This window comes from Sorangiineae bacterium MSr11367 (assembly GCA_037157805.1).
In the GTDB taxonomy this organism is placed as follows: Bacteria; Myxococcota_A; Polyangia; order Polyangiales; family Polyangiaceae; genus Pendulispora; species Pendulispora rubella.
Genome location: CP089983.1, coordinates 1,763,853 through 1,782,919 on the forward strand (window position 1 = coordinate 1,763,853; position 19,067 = coordinate 1,782,919).

General features: G+C 63.4%; 15 protein-coding genes and 2 pseudogenes. 5 read left to right on the forward strand and 12 right to left on the reverse strand.

From position 1 onward, the window contains the following. The first annotated feature begins 357 nt into the window (after positions 1 to 357). The 4 genes from LVJ94_06965 to LVJ94_06980 all read left to right on the forward strand — a co-directional run bounded on the left by LVJ94_06965 (position 358) and on the right by LVJ94_06980 (position 5,725). The gene (locus tag LVJ94_06965; protein ID WXB06974.1) at positions 358 to 564 is read left to right on the forward strand and encodes a hypothetical protein; all 207 of its coding nucleotides are present in this window, start codon (positions 358 to 360) and stop codon (positions 562 to 564) included. A 447-nt stretch (positions 565 to 1,011) separates the two neighbouring features. Next, positions 1,012 to 2,064 (forward strand): AraC family transcriptional regulator, encoded by a 1,053-nt coding sequence (locus LVJ94_06970; protein ID WXB06975.1) that lies wholly within the window; start codon positions 1,012 to 1,014, stop codon positions 2,062 to 2,064. Positions 2,065 to 3,149: 1,085 nt separating this feature from the next. Next, a complete protein-coding gene (locus LVJ94_06975; protein WXB06976.1) occupies positions 3,150 to 3,944 on the forward strand; it encodes a hypothetical protein in 795 nt (264 codons plus the stop codon). 1,217 nt (positions 3,945 to 5,161) lie between these two features. Then, the gene (locus tag LVJ94_06980; protein ID WXB06977.1) at positions 5,162 to 5,725 is read left to right on the forward strand and encodes a hypothetical protein; all 564 of its coding nucleotides are present in this window, start codon (positions 5,162 to 5,164) and stop codon (positions 5,723 to 5,725) included. Positions 5,726 to 6,193: 468 nt separating this feature from the next. On the opposite strand, the gene LVJ94_06985 is transcribed toward LVJ94_06980, so the two are convergent. The 3 genes and pseudogenes from LVJ94_06985 to LVJ94_06995 all read right to left on the reverse strand — a co-directional run bounded on the left by LVJ94_06985 (position 6,194) and on the right by LVJ94_06995 (position 8,905). Continuing rightward, positions 6,194 to 6,370: a hypothetical protein gene (locus LVJ94_06985; GenBank protein ID WXB06978.1), complete on the reverse strand. Its 177-nt coding sequence runs from the start codon at positions 6,368 to 6,370 to the stop codon at positions 6,194 to 6,196. Positions 6,371 to 6,435: 65 nt separating this feature from the next. Then, a complete protein-coding gene (locus LVJ94_06990) occupies positions 6,436 to 7,980 on the reverse strand; it encodes a carotenoid oxygenase family protein (protein WXB06979.1) in 1,545 nt (514 codons plus the stop codon). Continuing rightward, positions 7,977 to 8,905 (reverse strand): annotated as a pseudogene (locus LVJ94_06995) (serine/threonine protein kinase). The gene LVJ94_06990 and the pseudogene LVJ94_06995 overlap by 4 nt, the downstream one beginning before the upstream one ends. Here LVJ94_06995 and LVJ94_07000 point away from each other — a divergent pair. Further along, the gene (locus LVJ94_07000) at positions 8,881 to 9,135 is read left to right on the forward strand and encodes a hypothetical protein (protein ID WXB10846.1); all 255 of its coding nucleotides are present in this window, start codon (positions 8,881 to 8,883) and stop codon (positions 9,133 to 9,135) included. The pseudogene LVJ94_06995 and the gene LVJ94_07000 overlap by 25 nt on opposite strands. A 335-nt stretch (positions 9,136 to 9,470) precedes the next feature. Here LVJ94_07000 and LVJ94_07005 read toward each other — a convergent pair whose 3' ends face one another. The 9 genes and pseudogenes from LVJ94_07005 to LVJ94_07045 all read right to left on the reverse strand — a co-directional run bounded on the left by LVJ94_07005 (position 9,471) and on the right by LVJ94_07045 (position 18,983). Further along, positions 9,471 to 10,676 carry a hypothetical protein gene (locus LVJ94_07005; GenBank protein ID WXB06980.1) on the reverse strand — a complete coding sequence of 402 codons (1,206 nt, stop codon included), beginning with the start codon at positions 10,674 to 10,676 and terminating at the stop codon, positions 9,471 to 9,473. 120 nt (positions 10,677 to 10,796) lie between these two features. Beyond that, a pseudogene (locus LVJ94_07010) lies at positions 10,797 to 10,943 on the reverse strand (IS3 family transposase). 138 nt (positions 10,944 to 11,081) lie between these two features. After that, entirely contained in the window at positions 11,082 to 12,815 is a 1,734-nt protein-coding gene (locus LVJ94_07015; protein ID WXB06981.1) for a hypothetical protein, read from the reverse strand. A gap of 1,447 nt (positions 12,816 to 14,262) precedes the next feature. Further along, the gene (locus LVJ94_07020; protein WXB06982.1) at positions 14,263 to 15,966 is read right to left on the reverse strand and encodes a hypothetical protein; all 1,704 of its coding nucleotides are present in this window, start codon (positions 15,964 to 15,966) and stop codon (positions 14,263 to 14,265) included. A 61-nt stretch (positions 15,967 to 16,027) separates the two neighbouring features. Next, a complete protein-coding gene (locus LVJ94_07025) occupies positions 16,028 to 16,645 on the reverse strand; it encodes a hypothetical protein (protein ID WXB06983.1) in 618 nt (205 codons plus the stop codon). A 61-nt stretch (positions 16,646 to 16,706) separates the two neighbouring features. Continuing rightward, positions 16,707 to 17,648, reverse strand: a complete 942-nt coding sequence (locus LVJ94_07030; GenBank protein WXB06984.1) for a hypothetical protein — start codon at positions 17,646 to 17,648, stop codon at positions 16,707 to 16,709. Then, complete coding sequence (locus tag LVJ94_07035; GenBank protein WXB06985.1) at positions 17,645 to 18,346, reverse strand: tetratricopeptide repeat protein; 702 nt, start codon at positions 18,344 to 18,346, stop codon at positions 17,645 to 17,647. Before LVJ94_07035 ends, LVJ94_07030 begins: the two co-directional genes overlap by 4 nt. Further along, entirely contained in the window at positions 18,280 to 18,684 is a 405-nt protein-coding gene (locus tag LVJ94_07040; GenBank protein WXB06986.1) for a hypothetical protein, read from the reverse strand. Before LVJ94_07040 ends, LVJ94_07035 begins: the two co-directional genes overlap by 67 nt. Continuing rightward, positions 18,681 to 18,983 carry a hypothetical protein gene (locus tag LVJ94_07045; GenBank protein WXB06987.1) on the reverse strand — a complete coding sequence of 101 codons (303 nt, stop codon included), beginning with the start codon at positions 18,981 to 18,983 and terminating at the stop codon, positions 18,681 to 18,683. The genes LVJ94_07040 and LVJ94_07045 overlap by 4 nt, the downstream gene beginning before the upstream one ends. Between the last annotated feature and the right edge of the window lie 84 nt (positions 18,984 to 19,067).

Below are 19,067 nucleotides of genomic sequence, written 5' to 3' on the forward strand. Positions count from 1 at the left end.
CCAATGCGCAATAAACGTCGACAGCGCCGCCCGCTCAAACTCGAACTACCCCAGCGGCGATGCGAACACTCGAGAAATTGCGTAGGCGTCGGCCGAAACGGCGTTGGCTCTTGGCTGGGCGGGTGGCGGTGGCGAACGCCCACACCCTCCGCGGCGGACACCCCGTGGGCAGCGAACGGACAAGAGCGAGATGAGCGAGTACAACCCCCGACGAGCTGAAGGCCTTGAAGAAGAATGTCGACGCCATCCTGGCCAACGTCGGCGCCGGCCGCGCCTGCGGTGGCGCGGGCAACGACTCACCGCTTGTGCGCGCGATTGCGGTGGCCGACAACGCCCTCCAACTCGAATACGTACGCTATGGGTATCCGTGCGCACCTGCGGCTCGACGCGTACTACAACGTGCAGCAGGTGCTCGGCCGTGTCCGGCACCCGCGACGGCCGCCGGAGTATGTGGGGCACCATGCGTGCGATGCCGCCTACAGGGCGGAGCTCGAGAAGCTCGCGAAAGTAGTCGAGCACTTGTTGGTCGAGCCGCTTGAGTGCGCCGCCCACGTGCAGCGCTAGAAGTCGAAGCGGTGCTTTTTGCGCTAGACCGTCGGCTTTGGCATCTCACTACGCGGTGGCTACAGGTGTGTGAATTTGATTTCGACTCCCAACAAGAACACAGGACGCCAATGAATGAGAGACACTTGATGCCATGCCGCCCGGCGCTGCAACCGGAGCCATACGCACGAAATCCGCACCTCTCGGCTCGGTCCGTATGTTTCGGGGATGAACGCATTGTGCAACCGATTCACATTCGCAGCCGTTCGGATAGAACATTTCTCGCGCCAAGGTCGCAATTTTTACTCCCTCTTTGCGGTATCTCTTCGTCGACAGCACAATAGTACCCCGACTTCGGCGTATTGCGACTTAGCTCGAGATGCAGTGGTCGGTAAAGTCTGGTTGTAGCAGGTTGACGGTTGCGAGTTTATTATGAATAATGCACCAACCCGACAACTTGGTCCCACCGTGAGAAAGCCTGGTCGTTCCCGCGGCATCCCAATGGCGTCGTTCTTCATCCCCAAAGTGCTCGCTCACGTGCGTGCCATGGGAGGAAGGACGGAGGAATTGGAGCGGCAATTCGACATCCCGGCGGGCTTGCCAGCGAGCCAGATGTACACGGCATCGCCGCGCACGACACGCGATTGCGCAGATGCGGCCGAGCGCGTGATCGACGATCCGTTTCTCGGTCTTCATCTGGCGATCGCCCAAAAGCGCGGTAGCTTCGGCATATTGGACTTTGCGGTTCGGAGCGCCCCAACGGTGGGCGCAGCCATTCAGCGACTCGCGAAGTACCAGCGACTTATTAACAATCTCTCATCGGTCGAAGCGGAAGTGCGAAACGGGGAGCTTTTGGTTTCTCACAGATTTGGGGGCGACCCTCTAGGCACGGGGCGTCACGGTCACGAGCTCATGATGGCAGCGATGCTAAAAACGGTGCGCGACCTCACCTCGGAACCCATCATTCCAAAACTTGCGAAGTTCGCGCACGCACGGTCGTCCAATACCCTCGAACTGAAGGAATTCTTTGGTATCGATCGGCTGGAGTTCGATCGTGGCGTCAACATGCTCGTCTTTCCGGCGGAAACGATCGACATGCCCATCGTGACCGCGGATGTGGAGCTTCTGGAGTTCTTGGACCGATTGGCAGAACGTCACCTGCAATCGTCGGCGCCCACTCTCTTCCGGATGGATCCAGGTGAGCGCAATTGCTCCGCATCCGTTCGGAACTACATCGTCGACACACTTAGGCGTGGGGAAGCGCCGTCCATCGAGCATGCTGCAGAATTTCATCGTATGAGCGTACGCACGCTCCAGAGGCGCCTCGATGAAACTGGAACCGACTTTCACGAATTGGTCGACTGGGCCCGGCGGGAGCTTTCCTTGGCTTATCTGGATGATGCGTGCGTGCGAACCGGTGAGGTGGCGAAGCGTCTCGGTTATGCCGACGTGAGGTCATTCATTCGCGCATTTCGGCGGTGGATGGGACGGACCCCCGCACAGCATCGGAAGCGGAGATAGTGTCCTGAAAAAGGACATATTGCCAGAATGCTCGTCCTCAGTCGAGGCTGGCGGGGCAGCGGGTTCCTGTCGGGGGTAGCGTCTTGTCTGCGAAATAGCGGTTGGCCGTGTTCGAGCATGCATTGGTTGGCGTAGTTAAGATAATGCCCGTGTGCCGCCCGCGTCGATGGTGAGCGAGCTCTCCATGGACATGGACGAGCCGGTCTCGAGTGTCATAGGAGAACCAGCTCCTCCGAACGTCGATGACTTGGCCCTGGTCCACGGCGTAGAGCAGCCGACCGCGCGAATTATACCGGTACTCGGGGGTGACCGGGCGCACCGGCACCGGCCCCTCGTTTATCGGCTCGGTCTGACGCACCGTGCACGCCAGTAACAGGCACTGGTGGCGTTGCGCTGGGATCGACTGGGATGGATGCCGCCGGGCCGTGGTCGCCCCCGAACACGCTGGAGGCGATGACCAAAAGCGCCCTCATACCTCGTTAGACGGACGAGCGGCCATTTGTATGCATGACCACAGTTGCGTCGGATCGCTTCACGTGGGCAAGGGTGGAGAATGCTCAAGGCAGCGAGCGGCCCGTAGCGTAACTGATTCAGTCGGTTATAACCTAATGGCAGGAGTCCGCACGGCGGCCGGACCCGCCCACGCACGGCGCCCCTTCGGTGATTCTCTTCACCGAGACGATGTAGCTCGGAATTGGTTGGGGCCTGGTACACGAGCACTAAGCCAACGCCGAAATTCAGGCGGAGCGTCAAAGCCGCCGCTGCAGCCTACCTTCGCGTAAAATCAACTTAGGCCACGTCCGACCCAATTCGTATCGAGCAGGGGCGCTCGGCCATCGACTCAAAGCCTCCGGAGTGGCGCGTTCGTACGTGAGTGGCGTCAGATGTCCACACAAACTTGGCATCCCACGTCCCTTGTATACGAGTCGACCGCGGTCTAAATGGTCGGGAATGCAACGAGAGTGCGTCATGGCGCATTCTCTTGCGCGGATATGGTCCTTGCGAACGAGCGCCGACGAAGAGGTAACGATGCTCCGAGAGCATCGTTACGTCTCATCTTCGCTTCGAGCCCTAGGGGAGAATCGATGAACAGAACAGTTGCCTTTCGCAGAATTTCGTCGAAGCATCATTTTGTACGGAATCATCTGGTTCGCGGTGCGGCGCTCGGCATCGTTGCCCTCCCGCTGGCCGCGTGCAGCAGCGATCCAAGCGGCGGATCGGGCAACGCGCCCAACGGTGGTAATCTGCCCGACGACGGCAATGTGCCCGACGGCGGCAATCCGTCTGACGGCGGCAATCCGTCCGACGGCGGCAACTGCAAGTCCGAGACCGATGACGCCTTCTGTACGACCATGAAGGCAACCTGCGGCCCTGCAAAAGGACGTGATGCGTGCGGCCGAGAAAGGACGGTGCAGAGTTGTCGTGCGTGCACCTTAAAGGACTACGAGGGGACGTGGACGGCCACCACCGCCGATCTTCGCGACGCAAACGGCCAGCCTCACTCTCCCCAACCGAACAAGGTGGTCGTCAAAGTCCCCTACCGCACGTCGGACGACTCTCGAAGTCTCGTTGCAACGTTCTCCTACAAATATGGCACGGGTGAGAATGCGATTGCGTCCCTGGAACGGGGTGCAATGTATCTTCGACCCAATGGAGTCTTGGTGACCGCGTGCTATCAATCTGGGACCAAGTACCTCCAGGTCGGTACGGTGAATGAGAACGGTCTCGTTCTCAGCACCGGCATCGACGTCAACTGCGTACCGTATGCACAGACATTCGAGCTCAGGCCCTACCAAAATGGCCAAATGAAACTCGCTACCAGCGACAACAGCGACCCCGATCCTTTCTCGGCGACCGCCATCCTGACGAAGCAGCCATAGAGCACCACTCCCACCTCAGCCTCGCCGCCACGGTGGTGAGGCTCCAGAAGCCAGTCCACCAGGACCACTGCCGCACGCCCTGCACCGCGGAGCATGCCCGCCGCCCAATAGCGAACTGCATGCGGCTGTGACTGTCCTTGCACACCGATTCGAAGCCCACGTGGTGGAGGCGCATGATTGCCGAGGTCGAGGCGTGTTCGAGCTGGCGCAAACCGCGAACGACGTCCCGAACTACGATTCGTCGTCTCCGTGCGAGCTGCGCGACATCGATGGTGATGGCTGGGCGACTTGGTGCACGTGGGCGTGCTCCAGGCCGACATCGTGCTGGCCGTCGGAGCTGGGCGTTTCGACTCTCAAGGAGGATCGCGAAATCTTAGAAGCAGCGACCTTCGTGTGTCACGAGCGCGCACGGTGATGAACCGGACGCCAACTGTATCCGAGATGGGAGGCGGCCCCTCGGAGTCGGGCATCAGCGGCCAGTCCAATTGGTGGAGCGCTACATCGTATACGACCACCGGGGCGGTTCGCGCGACGCTCGTCCGCTCCAAAGGAGGGCAACGACACGAAGCACCGGATCGGCCGCTGTTTCCACTTGTGGCATGTGACGAGAGCGATCTCGGTTTTTGCCATCCTCTTCCTGTTTTCGTCGGTGGAAGCTTCCGCCGGCACTATGTCCGAACGCTCACTGTTGCGCTCCGTCATGGCCAACCGACCGCCGCACTTCCGACAATTGCGCATCGCTTCGTTGACGAGGCGGAACACCGTAGGGAACCAACCGTCTGGAATACAAACCGGTTCCGGAACATACCGGCATCGGCGCAACGTTCCGATTCGCGGACATGGATGAGTCCGAGACCGGAGCTGACACGAAGCTCCTCGGCGCGCTCGGCGTGGGCGTTTCGGCCATCGTCATAGCCGCCGCCACAGCGTCCACTGCAACGACGGATGAATCCGGGTGGGCCGGGTGGCTCGGGGATCGTACGCTGCAGAAGTCGTGGCAGAACTTGGCCAGACGGCGTGAGCAGGGACAATCGTCGAACGCGTATCCAAAGACAATCGCATGGGACTATCCGTGAAGGCGCTGAGTAAGACAACTGTCCAGTCAGGCCGATTCGATATTGTCTTGTCGGCGGAGGCCTCTGGCAAAGGCAGCAATGGCTATCAGTGCCCTCCTTCGATCGACTGGAAATAACATTTTGGGAGCCATGCGATATCTCATGAATCGATTTGGCACGACGAGCGCGGAACGTCGATTCGGAAACGGCGGCCCGAGTTTGCAGCGGCACCTCAAGTTGCTCGGTTTGGACGAGCAAACGTTGAAGTGGGCCGTGGTGACCGACACGCAGCCCCTCACCAGGGGCGCGAGCGTCGTGCAGTTCGAGCAGCGCATCGGCGGCCTCGCGGTGCTCGGTACGCGTGCCAGCGTCGTTCTCGCTGGCACCAAAAGTCTCGTTTCCATCGCTTCGAATCTGCATGCCGCAGGCGCCAGAAGCGAAACGACGAGCCGCGGCTTCAGGCTGGCCGCAGAACGGGCGATGGCCATCGCGATACAGAATGCGCCAAGCGCCTTCGACGAGACCTCGAAACGCGTATTCTTCGCAGACGCCTACGGGGTCACGCCGGCGTACTACATCGAGCTTCTCAACCTCTTCTCGCTCATTGCCTCGTGCCATCTTCACGGACTCGACGCCGCGACCTACCAGGCTGAGATCGTGCGTGTCCTGCCGCGGCGCGCTGTAAATGGCGAAGTGGCATCGGGCCGTGTACCGTCCAATCTGTAATGAATAGCTGCGTCCGCCATCGAGGTGACGATAACAATGTTCTGCGGTGAATCGAACATGCCTTCGCCGGGCTGGAATTCTGGGCTACCGACAGCCTGTTGAGCAGGATTCTCATCCGATCCGTACCCGTGTCATATGGGCCTGCGTCGACTGGACTCTCATGAGAGCCATCGCCGCATCCGGTGATCCCGACGGTCGCCCTGGCGGCCAGAACCATGAACCCCAATTCTCGCCCCTTCAAAAACCAACCCATTTGTTTCTACTCATTTTCTGTTTAAGACGTACCTGATTGGAATGTCGATATTAGCGTGTCTAAATGCGTGCCAAATATGTGACGGCCATTGATTTGCCATGCCGAGCATGCGTATCCGTCGCAACCGCGAGGGGTATTCACGTCGTCGCTACGAGCGCCTCAGGGGGCGCACAGGGCTCGTGCGAGCCCCGCGCACATCAATTGAGACAAGAGCGCTAGTTGCAAGTGCCCGTACCACCGTTGTCGTGAATGTGGACCTCGCCCGTGTAGCCGCCGGACCTTAGCTCCAGTTGGTGCGCATCGACGCGTTCGGCTTTCGCGAGAAAGATCCGGCGACGAAGGCGCTCGAGCTCGCCCACCAGCGCGTTGTACGCGTCTGGCTCCCGATACATGCTCCAGGCCCGCGGGTTTGGCACGCGCCTCCGCGCGCAGCTCGCCGACGGGCCCCGACTGAGCGTCAGCCCCGAGGCCAGCCTCCGATGGAGGGCGACCCAGCGGTGCGCGGCGCCCAATGGCCGTGAAAGTGCATCGGGATGTGCGTGCGGATCGTGGCCGTAGCCACGGGGCCATCGGCCACGCGGCGCGCGTCGAAGATTTCGAGCGCGGCGGGACCACGCTCGTTGACTGTTTCTACCAAGAGCCAGCCATCGTCTTCGGCGGTTCCATTGGGACGAGGCGCGAACGTCGGCTCGAGGGCCCAGCGCCCAGGGCCGAAGTCGAAGACGTCGGTGCGGCCGGTCTCCACGTCGAGTTTGGCCACGGCGCGCCACAGAATACCCGATTCGGGGGTGAACAGGTGGTACGCGTACCGGTAGGAGCGCCCCACGCGGGAAGGAGCTACCATTGGGAATTCTTGCCATGGCAGTGTAGCGTGGCGTTCCGTTCTTTGCGTTCCGGCGACCAGGTCGATGACGGTGCGGCGGAATGCCCCCGGCGCCCCGGTCCTTCGCGTCTCGCCGTTCATGATGATTTTGAAATAGGCATCGTCTCCCAGGAAATGCCACGGATCGTCATAGCCAATCCAATCGAGCACCAGCTCGTTTCGGGGGCGCTCGTAGGCATTCGCCGAGTGCCACATCCAGGCGCCCTCGAGCTCGATGAACTTGGGCGGAGCGCTATCCCTGCGGCGAAACACGACGAGCCTTCCCGCCTTTCCGGCCGTCCACTTCAACGTATCGCGGAACACTCCGCCCTGACCGAGCACGGAGCCATCGGCCACGATCGGCATCAGGTGTACCACTAGATGGGTGGGGGTGCAGAAGAAATCGTGGATGTAGGTCGGTGGACCGAAGTCGGTCGTCGGCAGGCTCCATCTCTCGACGACGGAGCCGGACGAATCGAGTACCAACATCTGCAATTTCGAGGTCGCAAAGCTCTGACCGAACATCGCCCATTCACGGCTCTCAGCGAGTTGCTTGGTGTGCGCGCAGACACTCGACTCGGCCAGTGAATAGCCGAAGGTGCGCTGTCCAAGGGTCGCGAGATCGTTTGGCGCGAGCTCCCACGGAGGACTCGACTCACCGAACGCGTAGACCTTGCCTTGCCAGTTGTACACCGTCACGCCTGCCTGCTCGGCAGCGTTGGGCGGACCGCCACCTGGGCGCTTGGTGGTCCACGTGTCGTAGAGAAATGTACCGGCGGCCGTTTCCTCGGTAAAGCGTGGCGTCTGGACGAAGCGGTTTTGAAACTCGATGCCCGCATCGGTGAAGCGCCAGGCGATTACCATGCCGTCGCCGTCGAGGAGCGTCGCGATGCGGGCACCACCGCGCTGGAAGATCCCGGGCCCATTGCGATAAAGCGTGCCGCGAAGGTCGCGCGGCACGGTGCCGGTGAGGGTCGCGGCGTATCGTTGTTCCTCGGCCAGGTTGGTGGTGAGTCCACCGAGGAAAAGCGGAGCCCCAGCGCCGTTGCTACTGTCGTTGCAGCCACCAAGCGTACGCCCCAGCACCAAGTGACCACCCATCAGGGCGGAGAGCGATAAAAATTCGCGTCGTCGGATCATGGCGCCCGAAGGTGCATGGCGTGTGCCGCTACGACTTCCGCGGATTTGGTGCTCCCTTCGAGGTGTCCGCGGACAATGGCGGCTGTGGACAATTGTCCGTGCCGGACACTCAAGCCAGGCGCGGGGCAATCATCCGGTTGCTTTCGTTGCGCATGCACGCGAGCCCGATGCTCGCGCCACCACGCCGCGGCGTCTCCGGCGGACCATGCCTGCCTAGCGACCGAGGCGAGCTCTCGGATGAACACGGCCGCTGTCGGACGCTTTTCTTCCTTTGGCCAGGCAACGAAGCAGCAGATTCTCGAGGGTACCGGGAACGGGGATCGCTCCGACGGCGTTCGTGGGGACGCGTGCAGATGGCACGAGCAGATCTCCAGGATCGATTTTCCGGGGAGCACCGGCTCGCCGGTGAGCATGAAATTTCCAAGCCCTCCCAGCGCGTACACGTCGGCTGGCGAGCCAACCACCGCCGGACTCAGCACCTCCTCGGGCGCGAGGTAGAGCGGGGTTCCGACGATGCCGCGATGGGTCTGACTCGGTTTTCCTTCGCGCTCGAACGATTCGGCCAGACCGAAGTCGAGCACCTTGACGAAATCGAGGAGCCCCCCTGATTGTACAAGACGACGTTCGACGGTTTGACGTCGCGATGAACGACACCGATGGATTGCGCCTCATCGAGCGCTCCTGCAATGTGCATGAGAATCTTAGCGACCCGTTCGGGCGGCATTGGACCGGTAGCGTCGATGGTATCCTGCACCGTCCCGCCGTCGAGGAGCTCCATGGCGTAGTAGAAGATCCCCTCGGGCGTGCGTCCGCAATCGAAGATGGTCACCGTGTTGGGATGTGAGAGGCGCGCGGTGTGCTGGATCTCGTCTTCGAAGCGCGCAATTCGCGGCGCCGTCGATGCACTCGCCGGAAGAAGCTTCACGGCGGTGGGCCGACGAAGGATACCGTGGGACGTGCGACTTCCGCCACGAATACCTCATGGCCAACCATGCCGCGGTGACCACGGCGAGGCAGCTGACGCCGACGAGCAGCGCCGAAGCGAGCGCCCCGGCGCCGCTCCGGATGGCATACGCGCACGCGGCGGACGCAAACACGGGGGTGACCATCGTCGGCAGCAGCCATGCAGCCTTCGGAGTGATCATGGGCCCTTGAGTCGCCGCTGGACGGAAAGACCAAGGCGATCCATGCGTCGGTAGAGGGCCTGGCGGCAGGCCGAGCTCGGACGCGGCCCGTGACACGTTGCCCTCGCTGCGGGGCAGCACCTCTTCGAGGGTGGTCCCGGGGATGTCCCCTTGCTCCGAGGACGAGCCTGAAACGATGCGGGCGGGCGCGCGAGGGAGGTCCAAATCCGGCGGCTCGAGGCGGGGGCCTTTGGCCACCAAGGTTGCGCGCGCCAAGCGATTGCGAAGCTCGCGCACGTTGCCGGGCCATGCATGCGCGCGCGTCGCACGGACGGCGCATATTTTTACGGAGCTCGGCCGCGAAACCTAGGGACGCCCCTGGAAAACCTCGAGCTGCTGCTCGACCGGGTCGATCGAGTCCGGCATTCGGGGTGATTCCTTGAACGCAGGATGCAGGCTGCTGCATCCCGCATCGTATTCGTACCTAACTGCCCGTGTCGAACCGTGCGCGTCGGATTTGGATCGCACCTCGGTCAACCTTCCAAGCTGGTCGTAGGCATAGGTCTCCACAGTTCGCGCCATCGGCTTCGGCGAATTACGCGTGTGCTCTGTTCGAATCGTCTCGACGCGTCGGCCGGTGTCGTCGTGGCTATGCCAGACATCGAACGAGAGGACGCCATCGAAGGAGAACCTCGCCTCGTGCAACGCGCGCCCACCGTCGTCACGCTCGACGCGCCGCTCGGGGATTCGCGATCCATCTCGCACCAGATATCGTGTGACGACGCGCGGCTCGATGTCGTAGGCGTACTCGCTCGCATGTTCCTCGACTGGTTTGTATTCCCACGGTCGGTTCCCTTTGCTGTTCCACCTCGTCAACGAAGAGACGTGCGCGCTCGTCGGAAGTGCGGCCGTTGGTTGGCCATAACGGAGCGTGACAGTGCGCGTTCGGACATAGTACGGGCGGAAGCTTCCGCCAACGAAAACAGGAGGATGAAAGCAAGAGACGGGCTCGCTCTTGTCGCAGGTCACAAGTGGAAGCCGTGTCCGACCCGAAGCTTCGTTTCGTTGCCGTCCTTGGATCGGTGGAGCGTCGCGCGAACTACCGCCCTGGTGGTCGTATGCGGTGTAACGCTCCACCAATTGGACAGGCCGATTCTGTTCGTCGTAGCGGTAGTCCGTGTCGATACCGTCTTGGTCGTTTATCATCCTCGAACAGGGCGCGTCGACGCATTGTGGGTCGATGGGGCTCTGGAACAGAAGGCGATCGATCCTGCGATGGACATGGACGAGCCGATCACGCGCGTCGTAGGAGAACCAGCTCCGCCGAACGTCGATGATTTGGGTCTGGTCCACGGCGTAGAGCAGCCGTCCGCGCGAATCGTACCGGTACTCGGGTGTGACCGGGCGCACGGGCACGTCCGACGGCCCCGCTTTTCCCGACTCGCTCTGACGCACCATGCATGCGGCAGCGGGCACTGGTGGCGTTGCGGTGGGATCGAGCGGGACGGATGCCGCCGGGCGGTGGCCGCACCCGAACACGCTGGAGGCGATAACCAAACCGAGCGCCCTCATACCTCGTTGGACGGTCGAGTTGCCACTTGCATGTGTGACCGCAATTGCTTCACTTCACTTGGAGGGCAAGGGTGGAAAATGCTGTAGGCGGCACGCCGACGATGTGATGAGAGCGCTGCGGAGTTCGCCCTTGAGGGGTGCGAAGAAACTCTCGGCCACCGAGTTGTCCCAGCAACTCCCTTGCGGCTCATGCTTGCGATCCTCTTGTTTGCGGCGAGGACGTCGCGGTAGTCGTCACTCGCGTAGGTGGCTTCCCCGGTCGGAATGGTGGCTCGCCACATGTGCGGCGAGCCAATGGACGTTCCTTTTTATTCGAAAATGCTCTCGGTCCGCCTCGCATGTCAAAAACGAAGTAATTTATCGCTCGTCGCTCATGAAGGCGTTTTTCTAGAGTCGCGCACAAAGTCACGGCGTGACGATTCTCGTGACGAGCGGCGTGAGGTTTCCGGTCGGTCCGATGCGCAGCGCGAACGTGCCCTCCACGGTTTCTAAGAACAGGGCCAGTCCCGAAGCAAAGGCGACGAGGCGAAAGCCGCGGAGGGAGGAGACATCGTGAAAACTTCCGGCGCGGATATGGTCGTCGTAAAGGACGGTATCCGGCACCGAGTCGATGCGATCGAAGGGGGCCATTCTCATACGAAGGCCTCCACGGACGCCAGCGGCCCACACGACCACGAGCTTTCCATCGAAATACGCCGTGGCCACGGAATCCTCCTGAACGGGGAGAACATCGATCGAATGATAAAGCATGGTTGCCAGAGTCAACTCGTGCGTCGTGCACGCGGTGAGCGTGCAATGTCGCTCTTCGAGCGTCCCATTGAAGAAGGGCGAGTCAATTGCTGCGGGCACGTAGACGCCGGTGAGAATCGCCTCCCGGCCTGCACATTGAAGCCGGTCGATGTTTCCTTTGGATTCGATGGGCTGCGACCAGCGATGCCCGTCCAAGAAGGAAAGATAGAGATCCTTCCCGTTTCGGATGGCGAGGACATCGGTCCCATTCGCGCGGCAGCGGCTGAGCGACGGCGCGTCCTGCGTGGCGTCCTCGACGCGTGCGATGTCGTCGAAACTTCCGCGCGCGCGCTCCTCCCCGATACCGCGACTGCTGATGTCGAATTCGCTCTCCGAATACGTGCCATCCGGTGAAATGCGAACGAATCGTTCGGAGAGCGGCGCGTTCGGGGTGGACTCCTCTCCGATGTACGCGACGCTGCCATCTTCGAGCGCCGACGGATACGGGGTGGGCACGAAGGGGACGATGCACTCCCCCGATTCGTCGGTGTATGCCTCTCCCTCGATCGGTGGCATCTCGATCTCCCCGTTCACGAGCTTCATCTGCCCACCGGTGCCAAGCACCCTGCGGATAGAGGTGATCTTGGGGTGCTTGGGAGCGTCCAGCGGCGAACACATCAACATAGTCCCATCTTGCCCGAGGGCACACGCGGCGCGCCCGGGCACAATGCCTCCTACGATGACGCGCGGTGTTTCGCTGGAAAATCGCGACGGGCGTATGCCCGATGCAGGCACCGATTCACCCGGTATGCGGGCCGCAGTGGGAAGCGTGGTGAGGTCCAAGGGCGATGCAGGTGCGGGCGCTTCCGCCGTGTCGGGTGCCCGGTTCACCGCCAAAGGGATCGTTGCGGCCGCGGCAACGAGGGCACGGACGTGCGACTCGAGGTTGGCGGCGGCGATGTTTGGCCCCGACAACGCTTGGGCGATGCGGTCACTCGAATGCGCCAATGTCGGAGCACTTCCTTCGCGTCGAGCCGCCACCGCGAGTCGCCGAGCGAGCGGCCCACAGCGCGCTGGCCATACGGGACTTTCGCGTCCCCCCTCTCTCTCCGATGGCGCGCCCAAAACGGTGAGTTGCGCGTTGCGAACACGAAGGCTCGCCTGCTCGGGGGTGAGCGTTTCCACCGCCCCCACCAAGCACGTGGCCAGCCGGTCCCACGCCTTTTGTCTCTCCACGCGACGGGCGTACCGCTCGTGCAGAACGAGTCCGCCCACCAGAGCCGCAAGGCTGGCGACGGCTCCGACGCTTGTGTGCCACCGGCGCCGCCTCTGCCGACGCTGCTGCGCGAGCAACTCGGGATCGGCTACGACCTCGATATCGTACTCATGGTTCGTCCGGTACGGAGTCATCTGAGCTCGTGATACCCCAAGGGCGGCGAGATCCTTCCCGCATGCATTTGGCTCATCTGGCCAAAGTGATACTAATTGATATATCCCTCGAAGAGGACGCGGCTGATTTCGGTGGTGGTGGTACCTCCAGGTCGATGCCCGCCTTCCTCTGCGGTAAAGCCGAGCTAGGCCTCGATCAGCTCCAGCCGGACGGTGACATCGTGTTCGCCGACGAGTTTGGAGACGTTGGCCGCGAGGTCGTCCACGACCCTCGGGTAGGGCTTCAAGCGTTGACGGATACACTCAGATACCAAATGGGAATGGCACCGTGTAGCGCGTTGGTTATACAGAAGACGACTGTCGTTTCAGTCCATGTTGGTGTGCTCATTCAAACGGTCTATTCAATGCTCTTGTAGATCGCGTCATCTAGCAGATAACGATTACGAGGCCGCTTCGAACGCCAATGAAGCGGCGCCGATGAGGCCTATGATTTCGATTCGATGCCCGTACGACCCATAATGTCGATGCCATCCGTTGCCAGCGCCGTCGTGACCGGGGGGGAGTAGCGCGTAGCGGAGAAGGTCTGGCGCAGTTCCCCGCCGTTCGATCCGTTGCCGCAGTGGTATCGACCGTAACCATGATCCGCGGAACTTGAACCCGGGTCGTGAATGGTGTGTGGACGATCGGGCAACGTGGCGATGTCATATTGCCCGATCGTCCGCGCTCATTGTTTCGGTGCGCGGCGTGGGCTACATGTTGGCGCTGAGGCTCCGAGCGGACGGCCTGCAGGCGGACGGGGTTGGGTGAAATGGCGTGGATGGATGCCATTGATACATACCGATACCAATTGGAGACGGCAGCGAGCGTGTGCGCTAGCTATATAGGTGGCGGAACGTCGTACCGATTGTCGCTTGCTACGAGTTGACGTCCGTCGTGGACCACGCGGTATCGGCAATCTGTCGGGTGAAGGGACCCCATCGCTGCCGATCTCCAGACGAATGGACATCCATGCGTTGGCAGCTCGCGGCAATGCAACGGCGAGCACGCCAAGAACCAGGAGAAACGGAAACGAGGAACGCCAGTTCTTGTGCATCCCGACGAAGCCGATTTTCCGTTGCTCGGGGGCGTACCCAAGTGCCGCGAGGAGCTTTTCCGCCAATCCCTCGTTCGCGGGATCGAGCTCGAGGAGCGCATTGCCATGGTTCCAGCGGATGTGCACTACCGGGGGCGCGCATCCAGCTCGGGGACACAGGTAGGCCGCATCGATCTTGTGACCCGGGACGAGCAGAACGTCGTCTGCGCGCACAGCCTCGCGGTCGATCGTGAGGCTGGCCAGACGCGGTGCAGGTTCCCGGATGAGCCACTTCATGGCTCGCCCCCACGGGGTGGGTTTTCGTATCAACGCATTGCAAGTGAACGGGAGGTGCTTCATCTCGGGTTCTCCGCGGTTCACGGAACGGACTGGGCCTCAGTGCACGTCGCTCACACAGGTTCCCTCGCGGCAGACCAACGGGGCACAGCAATCGTTGCTCGATCCGCACTTGCCGCACGTCCCGCCGTTGCAGGCTTGATTGGTGCAGTCCCGGCAGGTGCCGCACGTGGGCGGGGGCGGAGTGCCCGCGTCATCGCCGCTGGTGGGCGGCCTGCACGTATCACCAGCTCGGAGGATGGCGCGGTCGTAATGGAACTGGACGGGCTCGCTCGCGCTGAAGTTGCCCGCGTAAATGGCGCCGTATTGCGCGGCGGTCTTCGAGTAGGTCACGCTTCCGCGCGGCACGTACAGGTTCCCCGCGATGTCCACTTCGCCCGAAATGGTCATGCCGGAGTCGCCCCACACGTAAACGCGCGTGGCTGCCGGATGGTTCGGCGAGCCGATCTTGAGCGCGCCCGAGGTTTGGATCTTGTCGCGCACGAACACATCGAGCTCGGCGCCCGGGGCCACGTCGATCGTGAGACCGTTCGGGCTCACCTCGCCGTCGATGTACAGCGCCGTTCTTCCGTGCGCGACGATCGTGACATGATGGCTCGAGGCGATGCGTGTCAGGTAATATTCGCCGCACGGGAGGTCGAGGCGCAGCGGCCCCGTCGGGCTCTCGTAGGCGCCGGCATCGAGACCGATGAGCGCATTGTCGTTCTTCGGTGCACGGTGGGCCTCGACGATCGCCTCGATGGGGACCTGCTGTCCCTCCGCGCAATAGTCGCACGGCGGTTTCACCTCGACGTTCTGCCGGACGATCTTGCTTTCGGCGATCCCGTCGGCGCTGGAGCCATTGCGCAGATAGAGCTTTCCTCGAATATCAGGCTTGTCCACCACGTTGCCTGCCACGTACGCGTCTCCGCCGACCAGCAAGCCTCCTCCTCCGTTCTTCAGCTCTCCGCCGGAGCGAACCTCGGACCGGATGTCGTGCCGTTGCGATGGCGCAATTCCGCCGCTGCCGGCAATCCAGAGCGTGCCCCACACGTCGCCCGTGCCCGATGCTCCGTAATTTCCATTCGCGCCGATGCCCGCCCCGAGTCCGCCGGGCTGGTAAGGTCCCTGTCGGCTGTCGCATCCATCGGTGACGTAGTCTTTGCTGAACTGCACGTCCTTGCACGAGCAGAGCGCCCAGCGGAACACCGTTTGTGCAAGGTTGCCTAGGCAACCACCTTGCGCGGGCGGATGCTGGATCGGCGGGCCGCCGCCGGCGCACTTGGCGGGGGCCGGCCCCACGGGGATCTTGTTTTCGCATTTGCCGGCCACGCAGCCCTGCGTGGGGCCGCACACGTTGCCGCATCCGCCGCAGTTCTGGCTATCGCTCCCGCGGGCCACGCAGGCGTTGCCGCACTTGTCGAGACCGGGCAGGCAAGTGCCGCTGCAGACGCCGCCCGAGCACGCGAGCGCGCCGGTGCACGTGTTGCCGCATGCCCCGCAGTTGGCCGGGTCGGCCGTCGTGGGGATGCACTTCCCATCGCAGTACGTCTTGTAGGGCGGGCAGGTGCAGACTCCATCGCGGCATGCCTGGGGCTCTTCGCCCGCATCCACGTTTCCCCATGGAGGAGGCGCACCGTCGCCGGCGCCCGCGTCATCGAACAGCGCGAACGAGCTCGAGCTGCACGCGGGTAGTCCTGCGCCCAACAGAATACCGGCGGTTCCCACGACAACGACCGCGATCCCTTTGTGGATCACCTTCATGTGTTTCCTCCGTCGAAGAAGTACCCGAGGGCGAGCGATCGGCTCACGCATTCGGCGAGCACTAACACTTCTTCCCCGCGTCGCAGCTATTCAGGCCGTTGTCGCACGAGGGGGCGTTGCTGCATCCGGGGTCTTCGGACGAACGACTCGGATCGCAGACGACGCTGCAGCCCGCGCCCCTGCACGAGACATTGCCGGTGCAGGCTTGCTCTCCGCAGCACCGAATCGTGCATCCCGGCCTTGCGCACGAGAACGCGTTCTTGCAGGCTTGCGCACCCTCGCACCGGATGTCGCAATTCACGCACGCGATGGTGTCGCACGCCGAAGCGCCGCGGCAATTCAGCTTGCAAGGGACGTCCGCGGGGCAGGCGTTCTGATCGCACGGCTTGAGCGTCGAGCACTCGATGACGCAGGTGCCGGCCTCGCACGTGCCGCGGCTGCAGGTTTGACGGCATCGATCGTCGTTGGTGTTGGCATCCGGGGCCTTGGCTGCATCCGCCACGGCAGAGTCCTTTCCGGCGTCCAGTGTGGCGTCTTGCTCCGAGGAGCGGGCGTCCTCGCCCGTGTTCGACGCGGCGTCGACCACGTCGAACACGGGCTCGGGCGCGCCAAAGCCACCTTCGCCAAGGGTGCATGCCCATGAAAGAAGCGCCGCGAGCAAGCCGCTACCAGCGCCCACTGCAACGACCCGCCTGCGCCGCATACCCGTGCAGTACCCCCAGCGATCCCGATCGGCTCACTCAGAATGCGCCGGCGAGTCCGAGACCACCGGAGAGCTGCAAACCGCCAACGCCTGTCACTCTCCGTTCGCCATCGAGTCCTTCGAGTGAGTGCAATGGCGCCCCGATGTTGAACTCCGCCACCACGCGGACGAAGCGGTGGATCGCGAGCCATCCCCGCGGTCCGGCGTTGAGATAGAACGCGGTCTTGCTCACGTCGCGCCCCTGCGCGGAGCCGTCCCCGAGGGCCGTGAACTGGACGTGCACGATGGCGAGACGCCCGCCGATGTCGGCACCTATCCATGAGCCCTGCCTCGCAACGTTGGCGAGAGCGCCAAGGGACAAGACCGTGGCGTTGGCCTGGATCTCTCCCCGAGGCGCATCCACGGAGGGGGCCACGCGGAAGCCCGCGCGCGCCTCGATGGCGAGGCGCGGGAGAACCCAGAAAGCGCCGGCTACGTCGGCCCCGAGCTGCGTGTGCCCGCGCGTGTAGTGGTCCACGGCGAAGCCCGCTCCCAACTCGAACCGCTTCGGTTCTTCACTCGGTGCCACCGAGCGATGGATCTCGGGCGGAACGCTCTGGCGCGGCTGCGCATCGACGAGCAACAACTCCGCCCAACTCGCGCGAAGCAATTCGTCGGTCGCGAGCGCAAGGGCCAGAGGGCGGCCGTCCGGCGGAATGCTCGAAAGCTCGATGCTCCGTTCGACGCGCTTCGCGAGGAGCGCGTCCTTGACGACGATCGTAAACCGCTCGTGGCCGTCCTCCGAGAGCTCCACCACCGCCGCCGTGGCCACGGACGAAGACGGCGGCACGGTACAGACGCGGATCCCTCGCGCCCGGAGCGCCGTTCGAAGCTGTGAAGACACCAGCGCTGCCAGCGAGCCTTCCACGGACGAGGCCATGCGAACCTCGGCCCCACCTCCCTGGCACGGTTCGAGGTCTTGCGCGGGCAGGTCCATCATCGTTGGGTGCACCGCAGGCGCACCGTCTTCGCGTGAACCCCCTGCGGGTACCGCCCGAGGTACGACGTGCGCGCGGCGGCGCAACGTGGGTCGCTCAGCGCGTCCAGTGCATCCACGCGGCGAGCCTCCGCATCTTCGCGAAGGGGCGCGCCCGGAGCGATCGCCAGTGCGTCGTCCAACGCTTCGAGCGCCCCCGCCGCATCGCCCAGGGCGTCGAGGCGGATGCGCCCGAGCTCCAGCGCCGCAAGCCCGGCGCGCGGGTCGTTTCGGTACCGCTTACGAAGCTGGTCGAACGCCGCCGCCGCGTCCTTCGAACGGCCTTGGGCGCGCGCGTCGGTGGCGCGGGCGAGGAGCTCTTTTGGCCCGTCCACCGTCGCTGCGGGGCGTGGTGGCGGCGCCGCGGAAGGCGGCAGTTCGATCACCGGCGCGGAGGCCGTGGGCGCGAGCCCGGGTTCGACCGTGGTGGACCATGTCTCGCCGCTGCCGAGCACCCGCCGCGACGATCCATCGTCGCGCGCCACTTGGACGGTCCCGCGTGTCACGTCCACGTGGAGCACCTCGCGATCGGGCCTTGGCTCGATGCGAACGCGGAAGGCGGTGCCGAGCACGGTGATCTGATGATTCGCCGCGCTCACCACGAAGGCGCGCGCTTCGACGCGCGGAATGTCCAGGGCGATCCCGCCGGACTCGAGGACCACGTGAACCCGTTCGGGCGTGATGCTCGCGAGCGCCATCCGGCTCTTGGATCGAGCGTGACGCGCGAGCCATCGGGAAGCGTGATCTCCTCGCGCGCTTCGTCGGCGTGGACGGGGGCCGTCTCCGCCACGCGCTCCTCGCGAGGGCGCGAGCGCAGGGTCGCGGCCATCGCGACGGCGACGAACATCGCGGCAAAGGCCGCGGCGAACACCCAGCGCCGGCTTCGTGGCGAAGGTTGCCGAAGGCGGGCTGAAATCGCGCTCCACTGCCGGGCCAAGCGCGCTTCGTTCACGCTGGGCGACAAAGGCTCGAAATGCGGACGTTTCGGAGGCGTGTTCACTGTGCGCCCTCCTCCCCATCGCCCAGGTGCGCGCGCAGCCGATCATCGCCCTCGCGAATCCTGCGTTTTACGGTCGACAGGGACATGTTGGTCATGTTCGCAATTTCGGCGAGTCCCATTTCTTCGACGCGATGAAGCACCAGCGGGATGCGCACGTCGGCCGGCAGATCTCCGACGATGGCATAGAGCCGGCGAAGCTCGGAGAGCCGCGCCTGCGACGTGCACGCCGAGGCGATCTCGTCCAAGTCGACGTCGAGCGCATTTCGACTGAAGCGAGTCGCGCCATCATGCGCCGCCACCGTATGAGCTTGCGCGCGAGCCGCACGAGGATCGCCGAGAGCCACGACCCAACGGCATTGGGGTTCTCGAGGCGACCGATGGAT